Origin of the sequence: Streptomyces sp. 891-h, from assembly GCF_022760275.1 — a bacterium.
In the GTDB taxonomy this organism is placed as follows: Bacteria; Actinomycetota; Actinomycetes; order Streptomycetales; family Streptomycetaceae; genus Streptomyces; species Streptomyces spirodelae.
Window position 1 is genome coordinate 5,269,639 of sequence record NZ_CP050693.1, and the last position, 13,140, is coordinate 5,282,778.

Sequence of the window (13,140 nt, forward strand, 5' to 3'; positions counted from 1 at the left end):
GGCCTCCCGTGCCGGCTCGGACAGGGTGTCCCAGGACGCCTCGTGCGCCCGTGCGTGACGTCAGGACACGCTGGGGACGAAGGAGCACTTCGGGTCGGAGGAGTGGCAGCTGAGGTCCCGGTAGGAGCCGGTTCCGATCGCGGCGAAGTTGGCGAGGCTGCGGGTGTGCGGCACGAAGTAGCCGGTGTGGCCGACGGCACCGCGGGCCGACAGGTGCCGCGCCCCGAAGGCGTCCGAGACCGGGTCGGCGCCGTGTCCGAGCCCGCCGACGTCCATATGGGGCACGTCGGCGATCCAGTCGTCCCTGTCGCGCATCGCCCAGACGCGGGCGCGGGTGCCCAGCTGTGCCGCGTTGTCCACGCGCATCCCGGGGCTGCCCGCGACGGCGATGTCGGTGACGCTGTCCGGCACCTGGTGCGCCGCCACCCCGCAGACCACGGAGCCGTAGCTGTGGCAGATCAGCGCGACCCCGGGCGAGGCGCCGGCCGAGGTGGCAGGCAGGGCGCGCAGCAGCTTGTTCAGCCGTACGGCGCCGTCCTGGGCCGCGGCCCCGGAGGCCGCGTCCACGCCGAGCCCCTCGGGTGCGGTGTAGTCGGCCCAGGCGATCGTCGCCGTACGGGTGCCGGGGCGGGCGGTGTGCTGCTGCCGCTGCAGCGACTCGGCCATGCCGACCGGGGCCGAGTACTGCCGCGCCGACTTCTCGAAGGTCAGCAGGTCGGTGTCGACCCCGGGGACGACCACCGAGACGCGCCGTGCCTTCCGCAGGTCACCGAAGACCTCGGCGGCCCGGCCGCGTCCCGTCGGGTCGAAGGCGAGGATCTGCCGCCCGGGGCGCAGCATCGACTCGAAGCGGTGCATCCGCTGCCCGGCCTGGTCGCGGCCCTCGTCCGTCAGCCGCTGGTCCCGCATCCGTTCGCGCTCGATGTCACGGGCCTGGAGCAGCGCGGTGTGGTTGGCCCGGTAGCGCAGCTGCAGGGGAGCGCCTCCGAGGTTGCCCACGACCAGCGGGTAGCGCGTCGCGAGGGTGCGCTGCTGGGCCGCGCTCAGCTGGGCGAAGTAGCGGGAGATGCGGCTGGGGGAGGCGTCCGGGTCGGGCAGCGGGCGGCCGGCGAAAGAACCCTTCTCCCAGGCGTGCAGTGCTGCCGCGCGGGGGCCGGCATCCGCCTGGTGCTTGCGGACCGCCGTCCAGCCGGTCGTCGCCAGCAGTACGAAGACGACGGCCAGGGCGAGCAGCGCGCGCCAGGCCGTGATGCCCGGGGCTCCCGGCGCGGGGACGCCTGATCCGGACAGCGGGCTGCCTAGTGCGGAGAAGTAAGTCACTGGGGCGACACCTTAGGAGATGCCGGGCGGAGGTCCCGCATTGCTGGGCGCCCAGTGAGTCATCTCACGTTTCGTACTCCGCTGTCGGGTCAGTGCGGTGCGTCCATCTGGCGTACTGGTCACCGTGCGCAACTGCCGTGCGGAGAAGGGCAGTCGAACTCAGCGCTGCTGTCCCCAGTCCGCTGTGAGGGCGGGGCCCAGTTGCGCCACGTAGTCGCGGGTGACCTGGCGGGCCAACTGGAGGGAGGAGTCGTTGCGCATGCTCCACTGCCGTGCGGCGGTGCGCATCACGCCGCTGAAGGCGGCCACCAGCACCCGCGGCCGTGGGTCCTTCTCGGCGTCCACACCGGCACGCCGGGCGATCTCCTGGACGAGTTTCTCCTCCATCAGCAGCGAGTGCCGAAGGTGCGCGGCGAGCAGCGCGGGCGTCGTCTCGATCACCTGGCACATCTTCAGGTGCAGGTCGAGAGGGGTGATCTCCTCCACGGCCTCTCCGACGTCGTCCCAGGCGTCGTCGAGGGTGTTGCGCAGGCAGTCCAGCGGAGACTCGCCTGTCGGACGGGCGCAGACGGCCTCGCAGTACAGCTGTTCGACCATGTCCTGCACGAAGAGCGCGACCTCTTCCTTGTTCGTGAAGTAGCGGAAGAAGGTGCGCTGGGAGACGTCGACGGCTTCGGCGATCTGGTCGACCGTGGTGTCCTCATAGCCCTGCGTGACGAATAGCTCATGGGCCGCCACGATCAGGGCGTCCCTGGTGCGCTGTTTCTTCCGTTCACGCAGACCCGTCAAAGCCGCTTCCTCTCCCGCGTCAGGGTGCTCACGATACGTGAGCGCGGACTGACATTTACCGGCTAATAATTTGGTTTGTCAATTGTCAGCGACTGTCATTACCGTGGCGCCATGAGCACCGAGACCAGCACCGTCGCGCACGGCGCGCCGGATCCAGCAAGCCCCGAGGGCGGTGGCCACAAGACCCGCGGCGGGCTGCGCGGGCACCCCTGGCTGACCCTCGTCACCGTCGCTTTCGGCGTCGCGATGGTCGCCCTCGACGGGACGATCGTCGCCATTGCCAACCCCGCCATCCAGGACGACCTCGACGCGTCCCTCGCGGACGTCCAGTGGATCACCAACGGCTATCTGCTCGCGCTCGCGGTCTCGCTGATCACAGCGGGCAAGCTGGGTGACCGCTTCGGACACCGCCAGACCTTCCTCGGCGGCGTCGTCGGCTTCGCGGCCGCGTCCGCCGCCATCGGACTGTCCGGCAGCGTCGCTCTGGTCATCACCTTCCGCGTGCTCCAGGGCATATGCGGAGCGCTGCTGATGCCTGCCGCGCTCGGCCTTCTGCGCGCCTCCTTCCCCGCCGAGCGGCTGAACGCGGCCATCGGCATCTGGGGCGCGGTCATCGGCGCCTCGACAGCGGCCGGGCCGATCGTCGGCGGCCTGCTGGTCGAGCACAAGGGCTGGGAGTCTGTCTTCTTCGTCAACGTCCCCGTCGGGGCGCTCGCACTGGTGATGGGCCTCGTGCTGCTGCTGGACCGGCGCGCGAAGGACGCTCCCCGCTCCTTCGACCTGCTGGGCATCGTGCTGCTGTCGGGCGCGATGTTCTGCCTCGTCTGGGCGATCATCAAGGCGCCCGACTGGCACTGGGGAGACGCCAGGACGCTCGGCTTCCTGGCCGTCTCCGTGGCGGCCTTCGTGCTCTTCGGCTTCTGGGAGACCAAGGTCAAGGAGCCGCTGCTGCCGATGAGCATGTTCCGCTCCGTACCGCTGACGGCCGGCACCGTCCTGATGGTGCTCATGGCCTTCGGCTTCATGGGCGGCCTGTTCTTCGTCACCTTCTACTTGCAGAACGTCAACGGACTCTCACCGGTGGACAGCGGCCTGCGACTGCTGCCGCTGACCGCGATGATGATCGTCGCCTCGCCACTGGCCGGCACCATCATCACCAAGGTGGGCCCCCGCCCCCCGCTTGTCGGCGCCATGGTGCTGACCGCCGTCGCCATGTTCGGCCTCTCCACGCTGGAGGCGGACAGCGGCATGGCCATCACCTCGCTCTGGTTCGCCCTCCTGGGTCTCGGGCTCGCGCCGGTGATGGTGGGCGCCACCGAAGTGATCGTCGGCAATGCCCCGTTGCAGCACGCGGGTGTCGCAGGCGGGCTCCAGCAGGCCGCCATGCAGGTGGGCGGCAGTCTCGGAACGGCCGTCCTCGGTGCCGTGATGGCCTCCCGGGTCGGCAGCGAACTGCCCCGCAAGTGGGCCGAGTCCAAGCTCCCGCCGCTCCCGGAGAAGAAGGAGGCGGCACTCAGGGACGCCGCCGAGGTCGGCATCGCACCCGTGCCCAAGGGCACGCCGGAGCAGATGGCTCAGACGATCAAGCACGTGGTGCACGACTCCTTCGTCTCCGGCATGGGGCTGGCGTTCGTCTGCGCGGGCATCGTCGCTGTCCTGGCCGCCGGCGTCGCGGTCTTCACCAGCCGCGGCACGAACGACGCGGGGCCGTCGGTGCACGTCTGACGGTCGCCCCCGGGTGACGGACGAAACGGATGTATCCCAGCAATTTCCCGGCCCGGTGGCGCCGGGACGGTGGATAACTCGCGAGTTGTGGACAACTCCGCCACCTGTCCCGGTGAACCGGGCCGTTTGCTCTTGGCGGCCCGTCGGCGGCGCCGACATGCTGATCACACGCCGGGCGAGAACGTGCCCGGCCTTCGGCGGGGGAGTGATCAGCCATGAAAGGCATGTTCGGACGAGGTCCGAGGACGGCGGCCGTGATCCTGGCCGCGACAGCGCTCGCTGCGGTGCTGACAGGCGCAGCGCAGCCGGTAGGGGCGCAGACCAGGGACGGGACCCAGCCGGGCTCCCGGCATGAGCAACGGAACGGTCCCCGGCTCGGGACGTGCGGTCCCGGAGAGCTGTGTCTGTGGGACAGCGCGCGGTTCAAGGGGAAGCGCCGCGTTCACGAGCTGAGCGGCATCGACATCGAGAGCTGTACGGCGCTGCCGGGCGGGGTCTCGGCCCTCTCCGCGGCAAACCGCACAGGCCGGCCAGTCACGCTCTACCAGAGCGCGGTCTGCGCGGAGACGGCGGAGTTCAACACCCATCCCTCGGGCTCCTGGACACCGGAGCTGCCCTACCGGGCACGCGCATTCAAGGTCTGGGAGCACTGAGATGCCCGCCGCATACGCGGGGCGCGGTGACAGGCCCCGCACACCTGCGGCCGGGTGCCGCCCCGACAGGGACAGCACCCGGCCGCAGGGCCGGGGCCGGGAGCCCGGCGGCTCCCGGCCAGGAGCCGAGGCCGGCTCACGCGTCGGCTCGGGCGTCGGTTCAGGCGTCGCCGCCGGCGGTGCCCGGGTCGGCCGCCGCCACCTCCAGAAGCTGGTAGCGGTCGATGGCCTGCTTCAGCGCGGAGCGGTCCACCTTCCCCTCCTTCGCCAGCTCGGTCAGCACACCGAGCACGATCGACTGCGCGTCGATGTGGAAGTAGCGGCGCGCGGCGCCCCGGGTGTCGGCGAAGCCGAACCCGTCGGCGCCCAGCGACTGGTAGGTACCCGGCACCCAGCGCGAGATCTGGTCGGGCACGGCCCGCATCCAGTCCGAGACGGCGACCTTGGGACCCTCGGCGCCGTGCAGCTTGCGGGTGACGTAGGGGACCCGCTGCTCCTCCTCGGGGTGCAGCAGATTGTGCTCCTCCACCGCCACGGCCTCACGCCGCAACTCGTTCCAGGAGGTCGCCGACCACACATCGGCCCTCACGTCCCACTCCTCGGCGAGGATGCGCTGCGCCTCCAGCGCCCACGGCACGGCGACCCCGGAGGCCAGGATCTGCGCCGCATGGGTGCCCCGCTCTGCCGCCCGGTAGCGGTAGAGCCCCTGGAGGATGCCCTCCACGTCCACGTTCTCCGGCTCGGCCGGCTGCTGGATGGGCTCGTTGTAGACGGTCAGGTAGTAGAAGATGTCCTCGCCCTGCGGGTGCTCGTCGCTGGAGCCGTACATCCTGCGGAGCCCGTCGCGGACGATATGGGCGATCTCGAAGCCGAAGGCCGGGTCGTAGGAGACCACCGCCGGGTTGGTGGAGGCCAGCAGCTGCGAGTGGCCGTCGGCGTGCTGCAGCCCCTCACCGGTGAGCGTGGTGCGCCCGGCGGTGGCGCCCAGGACGAAGCCGCGCGCCAGCTGGTCGGACATCTGCCAGAACTGGTCGCCGGTCCGCTGGAAGCCGAACATCGAGTAGAAGACGTAGATCGGGATCAGCGGCTCGCCGTGGGTGGCGTAGGCGGAGCCGGCGGCGATCGCGGCGGCGGTGCAGCCCGCCTCGGAGATGCCGTCGTGCAGCATCTGCCCGGCCGGCGACTCCTTGTAGGCGAGCAGCAGTTCGCGGTCGACGGACTCGTACAGCTGCCCCAGCGGGTTGTAGATCTTGGCCGAGGGGAAGAAGGAGTCCATTCCGAAGGTGCGGTATTCGTCGGGGGCGATCGGCACGAAGCGCTTGCCGATCTCCTTGTCCCGCATCAGGTCCTTCAGCAGCCGCACGAACGCCATCGTGGTGGCGATCTGCTGCTGCCCCGAGCCCTTCTTCAGGGTGGCGTACGCCTTCTCGTCCGGCAGCCGCAGCGGCTTGGCCCGGTTGACCCGCGTCGGCACGTAGCCGCCGCACTCCTGGCGGCGATCGTGCATGTACTGGATCTCCTCCGAGTCGCGGCCCGGGTGGTAGTAGGGCGGCAGGCCCGACTCCAGCTCGCTGTCGGGGATCGGCAGATGCAGCCGGTCGCGGAAGCCCTTGAGGTCGTCGACCGTCAGCTTCTTCATCTGGTGTGTGGCGTTGCGGCCCTCGAAGTTGGGGCCCAGCGTCCAGCCCTTGATCGTCTGCGCCAGGATGACGGTCGGCTGCCCCTTGTGCTCGGCCGCCGCCTTGTAGGCCGCATAGACCTTGCGGTGGTCGTGGCCGCCGCGGCCCAGGTGCAGGAGCTGGTCGTCGGTCATGCCCTCGACCATCTTGCGGAGCCGCTGGTCGCCGCCGAAGAAGTGCTCGCGGATATAGGCGCCGCTCTCGGTCGCGTAGGTCTGGAACTGCCCGTCGGGCGTCGTGTTCAGCTTGTTGACCAGCACGCCGTCCCGGTCCTGCGCCAGCAGCGGGTCCCAGGAGCGGTCCCACACCAGCTTGATCACGTTCCAGCCGGCGCCCCGGAAGTAGGACTCCAGCTCCTGGATGATCTTGCCGTTGCCCCGGACCGGGCCGTCCAGCCGCTGAAGGTTGCAGTTGACCACGAAGGTGAGGTTGTCCAGCCCCTCACGCGCTGCCAGGGAGAGCTGGCCGAGGGACTCGGGCTCGTCCATCTCGCCGTCGCCGAGGAAGGCCCACACCCGCGACTTGGAGGTGTCGGCGATCCCGCGGGCCTCCATGTAGCGGTTCATCCGCGCCTGGTGGATGGCGCCGATCGGGCCCAGTCCCATGGAGACGGTGGGGAACTCCCAGAAGTCCGGCATCAGCCGCGGGTGCGGATAGCTGGAGAGCCCGTGCGGCGCCTTGCTCTTCTCCTGCCGGAAGCCGTCGAGCTGGGCCTCGCTGAGCCGGTCGAGCAGGTAGGCGCGGGCGTAGATGCCGGGGGAGGCGTGGCCCTGGAAGAAGACCTGGTCTCCGCCGTCGCCCTCGTCCTTGCCGCGGAAGAAGTGGTTGAAGCCCACGTCGTAGAGCGAGGCGGAGGAGGCGAAGGTGGCGATGTGGCCGCCTACCCCGATCCCCGGGCGCTGGGCGCGCGAGACCATGACGGCCGCGTTCCACCGGGTCGCGTTCAGGATCTTGCGCTCGATCTCCTCGTTGCCGGGGAAGAACGGCTCGTCCTTGGTCGCGATGGTGTTGACGTAGTCCGTGCTGCGCATCTCCGGGACGGCGACGCGCTTCTCGCGGGCGCGTTCGATCAGCCGGAGCATGAGGTAGCGGGCGCGTTCCCGTCCGCGCTCGTCGACGGCGGCGTCGAGCGAGTCGAGCCATTCCTGGGTCTCTTCGGGATCGAAATCCGGGACCTGGCTGGGAAGGCCGCCAATGATGATCGGGTTGCGATCGGATCCGGAAGCCACGCTGTTCCTTCGCTGTGTCGGTCGGGTGGTGCTCGGGGGCCGGGCGACGGCGGACGCCGTGATTCGTGCTCAAGGGGTGGCGCGCCGCCTCCATCGTGTACCGCCGCCGCTGTGGCGTCATCTCTACCGATAAGTAACCCAGCACCTCTCGAGGTGGGCCGGAGGAGCGGTGTACGCAGGTGCTCGCGGGAACAGCGACGTGGTGGAACCGCAACCCTACGCCCGCTGGGGGTCGTACCCGGCCTTCCGCTCCGACCACCCCAAACATCCGTTCGGTCCACAGGGGCATCCCTACGGCTCCCCCCGGCTCACCCGGGGCAAACCTGGCAGATCCCAGCGCCCGCAATGTGGCCTGAATCACTCTCGATCAGGCATTGTGGGATGAGACGTCAACGTTTGGGCGGGATGGAACGTCGGGTACTTGCGTGATCCGGCCCGCCCGTGTGGACTACGGCCCATGCCTCGCGTGTGCGCGGGGTGCAACCCCATATTCGAAAGACATGACTGGAGGCAATCCGTGAGCGCGACCGCGGACCACGCGGAGGAGCGGACCAACCCCGCCGCAAGGCTGGGTTTCCAGCCCGGACAGGTGGTCCAGGAGATCGGCTACGACGACGACGTCGACCAGGAGCTCCGCGAGTCCATTGAGGAGATCACCGGCACGGAGCTGGTCGACGAGGATTACGGCGATGTGGCCGACGCCGTGGTGCTGTGGTTCCGCGACGAGGACGGCGATCTGACGGACGCGCTGGTGGACGCGACCACGATGATCGACGAGGGTGCCCCCGTCTGGCTGCTGACCCCCAAGACCGGTCGCGAGGGCTATGTGGAGCCCAGCGACATCGGCGAGGCGTCCCAGACCGCCGGGCTCTCCCAGACCAAGAGCTTCAACGCGGCCAAGGACTGGACGGGCAGCCGGCTGGTCACCCCCAAGGGCGCCCCGAACAAGCGCTGAGCGGCGCGGGCGCGCCACGCGCCGACGCCGAGAGGGGCCCGGCCGCTGATTCCAGTGCTGTGCCCGATTTCGGCTCACGGCTCCCCTGCCGTGGGTCCCGGTCCCGGTTCACCCGCTCTCCGGCCGTGGGCACCGGTTCCGGTGCGCGGTTCCGGCGCGCGGCTCCGGTTCACGCTCCGGTTCGCGGCTCAGGACCGTTCCGGCAGCCGGTCACCGTTTCCGGCTGTGCTTCCGGCCACGGCCACGGCCTCGGGCCCCGGTCCGGCCTCCGGTTTCCGGCCCAGGCCTCGGGTCCGGGCCCCCGGCCTCGGGCCCGGCCCCCGGCACCGGGTCCGGCCCCGGCCTCCGGTTCCGGAAGGGGACCGTTCCCTTTCCGCCCGGAGCGGAAAGCGGTCTCGTTCCGGGCGCCCCGCCGCCACGTTTCGGTTGCTTCCTGTGCGTGCCCGACACGTTCCGACGTGTATGCGACGAGCCCCTGAGCGGCCCATGTCCGGCAGGGGCTCGGTGCATAGGGTGGGGACGTCTTTGTCCGTCCACCGAAGGGACCCCGTCATGGCCATCGAGGCCGGCTCCCAGGCACCCGACATCGAGCTCAAGGACCAGCACGGCCAGACCGTGCGGCTCTCGGACTACCAGGGCCGCAAGAACGTCGTCCTGCTCTTCTACCCCTTCGCCTTCACCGGCGTGTGCACCGGTGAGCTGTGCGCCCTGCGTGACGAGCTGCCCCGGTTCGTCAACGACGATGTGCAGCTGCTGGCGGTCTCCAACGACTCGCCGTTCGCACTGCGCGTCTTCGCCGAGCAGGAGGGCCTGGAGTACCCGCTGCTGTCGGACTTCTGGCCGCACGGCGAGGCGTCCCGCGCCTACGGGGTCTTCGACGAGGAGAAGGGCTGCGCGGTGCGCGGGACCTTCATCATCGACAAGGAAGGCACCGTGCGCTGGACCGTCGTCAACGGGCTGCCCGACGCGCGGGACCTCAAGGACTACGTGAAGGTTCTCGAGAAGCTCTGACCGCGAGCATCGCGAGGACAGCCAGGACCGCCGCGCCGGGGGGCGCCTCCGCGCGCTCCCGCGACGCTGGGAACAACCCCGATTCCGCTCCGTAAGAGGGCTGTGTGCCGGGGAACCGCTCACTAGGATCGAATCGTTGATCCGACGGCATCCACAAACGGGGGCACGCGGTGCTCCTCGACGAAACAACTGACCAGGAGGACTCGTGGGAGTCAGCCTCAGCAAGGGCGGCAACGTCTCGCTGACCAAAGAAGCGCCCAACCTGACCGCGGTCATCGTCGGTCTGGGCTGGGACGCGCGTACGACGACCGGCAGCGACTTCGACCTCGATGCGAGTGCCCTGCTGACGAACGCGGAGGGCAAGGTCGCCAACGACCAGAACTTCGTGTTCTTCAACAACCTCAAGAGCCCCGACGGCTCCGTGGAGCACACCGGCGACAACCTCACCGGTGAGGGCGAAGGCGATGACGAGGTCATCAAGGTGAACCTCGCCGGGGTGCCCGCCGATGTCGAAAAGATCGTCTTCCCCGTCTCGATCTACGAGGCGGAGAGCCGCCAGCAGAGCTTCGGCCAGGTGCGGAACGCCTACATCCGCGTCGTCAACCAGGCCGACAACGTCGAGCTGGCGCGTTACGACCTCAGCGAGGACGCGTCGACCGAGACGGCGATGGTCTTCGGTGAGCTGTACCGGCACGGCGCGGAGTGGAAGTTCCGCGCCATCGGCCAGGGGTACGCCTCCGGTCTGCGCGGTATCGCGCAGGACTTCGGCGTGAACGTCTGAGGACCTTGACGGGCAGCGCCACCGGCCCGGCGAGTGGGCCGGTGGCTGCACCTGCCGGGGCCCGGCAGCCACGGGCGCCGCAGACTTCCGTGACCCGGAGGTGTGCGGCGCCCGGTGGTACGGAGAGACTGGATACACCGCGACGCGGGCCGCACGGCCGTGCCGCAAGCCGGGGAGAGGACCAGAAACATGAGCGTGACGCTCGCCAAGGGGGGAAACGTCTCCCTTTCGAAGGCCGCACCGAACCTGACCAAGGTGCAGGTCGGTCTGGGCTGGAAGGCCCGTTCCACCACGGGCGCCGACTTCGACCTCGACGCGAGCGCGCTGCTGTGCTCCGGCGGCCGGGTCCTCGGCGACGAGTACTTCATCTTCTACAACAACCTCAAGAGCCCCGAGGGCTCGGTCGAGCACACCGGTGACGAACTGGTGGGCGGCACCGGCAGCGACGACGACGAGACGGTGCTGGTGGACCTCACCCTGGTCCCCGCGCAGGTGGACAAGATCGTCTTCCCGGTCTCGATCTACGACGCCGAGAGCCGGCACCAGACCTTCGGCCAGGTCGGCGAGGCGTACATCCGCGTGCTCAACCAGGAGGACGGGGTCGAGCTGGCGCGCTACGACCTCACCGAGGACGCCTCATCGGAGACGGCGATGATCTTCGGTGAGCTGTACCGCTACAGCGGGGAATGGAAGTTCCGTGCGGTTGGTCAGGGGTACGCGTCGGGTCTGAGGGGCATCGCTCTAGACTTCGGCGTCAATGTCGCCTAGTCGCTCCGAAACCACCTGGACGGCTCCGAGGGTGCAGTCGTTCCGGGACTCTCGCCTCTTGTGAATCTACGTAGACCGGATACCGGATTGGGAAGCCAGTGCTCCTGAAAACCTTTGGCTGGTCCTTCGGCGTCACCGCCGCCGGATTGGCCGCAGCGGCGTTCTTCTGGGGGTGGGAGGCGTTCGCCCTCGTGGCGATCCTTTCCGTCCTCGAGATCTCGTTGTCCTTCGACAACGCGGTCGTCAACGCCGGCGTACTGAAGAAGATGAACGCCTTCTGGCAGAAGATCTTCCTCACCATCGGCATTCTGATCGCGGTATTCGGCATGCGGCTGATCTTCCCGGTCATTATCGTCGCCATCAGCGCGAAAGTCGGGCCGGTCGAGGCTGTGCGGGTCGCGCTCGAGAACCCCGACCGCTACGAGCAGTTGGTCACGGACGCCCATCCGGCCATTGCCGCGTTCGGCGGGATGTTCCTGCTGATGATCTTCCTCGACTTCATCTTCGAGGAGCGCGACGAGAAGTGGCTCGGCTGGCTCGAGCGTCCGCTGTCCCGGCTCGGCAAGATCGACGGGCTCTCCGTCTGTATCGCGCTGGTCGTGCTGCTGGTGACGGCCACCACGCTGGCCACCGCCGCGCACCAGCACGCCGGGCATGCCGACAAGTCCGGCACGGTGCTGCTCTCCGGTATCGCGGGACTGATCACCTATCTCATCGTCGGCGGCCTCTCCGGCCACTTCGAGAACAAACTCGAAGAAGAGGAAGAGCGCGAACAGGAAGCCGAGGAAGAGGCCAAAAAGGCCGGGAAACAGCCCTCGGCGGTCGGGCTGGCCGGCAAGGCGGCCTTCTTCATGTTCCTCTACCTGGAGGTGCTGGACGCCTCGTTCTCCTTCGACGGGGTCATCGGCGCCTTCGCGATCACCAACCACATCTTCTGGATGGCACTCGGCCTGGGCATCGGAGCGATGTACGTCCGGTCGCTGACGGTCTACCTGGTGCGCCAGGGCACCCTGGACGACTACGTCTACCTGGAGCACGGCGCGCACTACGCCATCGGCGCCCTCGCGGTCATCCTCCTGGTCACCGTCAAGTACGAGATCAACGAGGTCATCACGGGCCTCGTCGGTGTGGTGCTGATCGCCACCTCCTTCTGGTCCTCGCTGCGCCGCAACCGTGCGATCGAGGCCAACGGGGGAGACGGGTCCGGTGGGGACGAATCCGAGCAATCCGAGACCCCCGTGCGCGTGTGACCGGCTTCTGAACGAGGAACGCTCCCAGCGGGGCGGCTTGCAGCGGCGTCGGCTCAGGGCCAATCGGCCCGGCCGCCGTCCTCGGGCCGCCCCGCAGTGGTGAGTCGGGCTTGCTGAGGACGAGTGGGGGTGCGGGATGGTCTCCCTGTGGGAGAACTGGCGACGGGGTGTGGGTATGTCCCGGCGCGGACCGAGGTTCGACACGGTCGGGGGTCCTTCGACGTACGCGATGGAGCTGACCAGACGGCACTCCGAGCTGTCGCTGACCAAACAGGGAGCCGACACCGGCAGCCTCCAGGTCAACCTCTCGTGGCGGATGCGCAGTTCGGACCTGGAAGGGGTCGGCCGCCGCACCGGCAGCTCGCTGCGGCACCCGCTCAGAGCGTTCAAGCCCACCGTCGTGCAGGCGCACACGCAGGGTGTCGTCAATGTGGACCTCGACCTGGCCTGCATGTACGAGCTGGTGGACGGCAGCAAGGGCGTCGTCCAGCCGCTCGGCAACTTCCTGGGGGACTGGAACGCGCCCCCCTACGTCAAGCTCACCGGTGACGACCGGTTCGGTTCGCCGTCCGGCGAGACGCTGTACGTCAATCTCGACCACAAGGACGAGATCAGGCGGCTGCTCTTCTTCGTCTACATCTACGACGGCACCCCGGCCTTCGACCGGACCCACGCCATCGTCACGCTCATCCCCAGCAACGGCCCCCATGTGGAGGTCGGCCTCGACGAGCGGGCTCCCCAGGCGCGCTCGTGCGCGGTGATGCTGATGGAGAACGTCAAGGGCGAGCTGAGGGTGCGCCGCGAGGTCCGCTACGTCTACGGCTTCCAGGCGGAGCTGGACCGGCTCTACGGCTGGGGCCTGCAGTGGGGCCGCGCCTACAAGACGCAGAAGGTCTGACCGGCCGCCGGAGCGAGCGCGCGCGCATACGACGGCGGGGCCCCGTCCGGTCACCCGGGCGGGCCTCGCGGTTCGCCTGTGT

Annotated in this window: 11 protein-coding genes; 8 read left to right on the forward strand and 3 right to left on the reverse strand. The window is 69.1% G+C overall.

What is annotated here, in order from left to right; all coding sequences use genetic code 11:
- Positions 1-60: 60 nt before the first annotated feature.
- The gene (locus HC362_RS23110) at positions 61-1,320 is read right to left on the reverse strand and encodes an alpha/beta hydrolase (protein WP_243085900.1); all 1,260 of its coding nucleotides are present in this window, start codon (positions 1,318-1,320) and stop codon (positions 61-63) included.
- 159 nt (positions 1,321-1,479) lie between these two features.
- Positions 1,480-2,109 (reverse strand): TetR family transcriptional regulator, encoded by a 630-nt coding sequence (locus HC362_RS23115; RefSeq protein ID WP_243085901.1) that lies wholly within the window; start codon positions 2,107-2,109, stop codon positions 1,480-1,482.
- 111 nt (positions 2,110-2,220) lie between these two features.
- On the opposite strand from HC362_RS23115, the gene HC362_RS23120 reads away from it, so the two are divergent.
- Complete coding sequence (locus tag HC362_RS23120; protein ID WP_243085902.1) at positions 2,221-3,834, forward strand: MFS transporter; 1,614 nt, start codon at positions 2,221-2,223, stop codon at positions 3,832-3,834.
- A gap of 215 nt (positions 3,835-4,049) precedes the next feature.
- On the forward strand, positions 4,050-4,487 hold the full coding sequence (locus HC362_RS23125; RefSeq protein WP_243085903.1) for a peptidase inhibitor family I36 protein: 438 nt from the start codon (positions 4,050-4,052) through the stop codon (positions 4,485-4,487).
- A gap of 160 nt (positions 4,488-4,647) precedes the next feature.
- Here HC362_RS23125 and aceE read toward each other — a convergent pair whose 3' ends face one another.
- Positions 4,648-7,395, reverse strand: coding sequence for a pyruvate dehydrogenase (acetyl-transferring), homodimeric type (gene aceE / locus HC362_RS23130; protein WP_243085904.1), 2,748 nt, complete (start codon positions 7,393-7,395; stop codon positions 4,648-4,650).
- 517 nt (positions 7,396-7,912) lie between these two features.
- On the opposite strand from aceE, the gene HC362_RS23135 reads away from it, so the two are divergent.
- The 6 genes from HC362_RS23135 (at position 7,913) to HC362_RS23160 (ending at position 13,058) form a co-directional block, all read left to right on the forward strand.
- Positions 7,913-8,350, forward strand: a complete 438-nt coding sequence (locus tag HC362_RS23135) for a DUF3052 domain-containing protein (RefSeq protein WP_099880468.1) — start codon at positions 7,913-7,915, stop codon at positions 8,348-8,350.
- 552 nt (positions 8,351-8,902) lie between these two features.
- Entirely contained in the window at positions 8,903-9,361 is a 459-nt protein-coding gene (locus HC362_RS23140) for a peroxiredoxin (protein ID WP_209263305.1), read from the forward strand.
- Between the two features lie 205 nt (positions 9,362-9,566).
- Positions 9,567-10,142: a TerD family protein gene (locus HC362_RS23145; protein ID WP_209263306.1), complete on the forward strand. Its 576-nt coding sequence runs from the start codon at positions 9,567-9,569 to the stop codon at positions 10,140-10,142.
- A gap of 189 nt (positions 10,143-10,331) precedes the next feature.
- Positions 10,332-10,910 (forward strand): TerD family protein, encoded by a 579-nt coding sequence (locus tag HC362_RS23150; RefSeq protein WP_209263307.1) that lies wholly within the window; start codon positions 10,332-10,334, stop codon positions 10,908-10,910.
- A 98-nt stretch (positions 10,911-11,008) separates the two neighbouring features.
- Entirely contained in the window at positions 11,009-12,160 is a 1,152-nt protein-coding gene (locus tag HC362_RS23155) for a DUF475 domain-containing protein (protein WP_243085905.1), read from the forward strand.
- A 136-nt stretch (positions 12,161-12,296) separates the two neighbouring features.
- Positions 12,297-13,058 carry a Tellurium resistance gene (locus HC362_RS23160; RefSeq protein WP_243085906.1) on the forward strand — a complete coding sequence of 254 codons (762 nt, stop codon included), beginning with the start codon at positions 12,297-12,299 and terminating at the stop codon, positions 13,056-13,058.
- Positions 13,059-13,140: the final 82 nt, after the last annotated feature.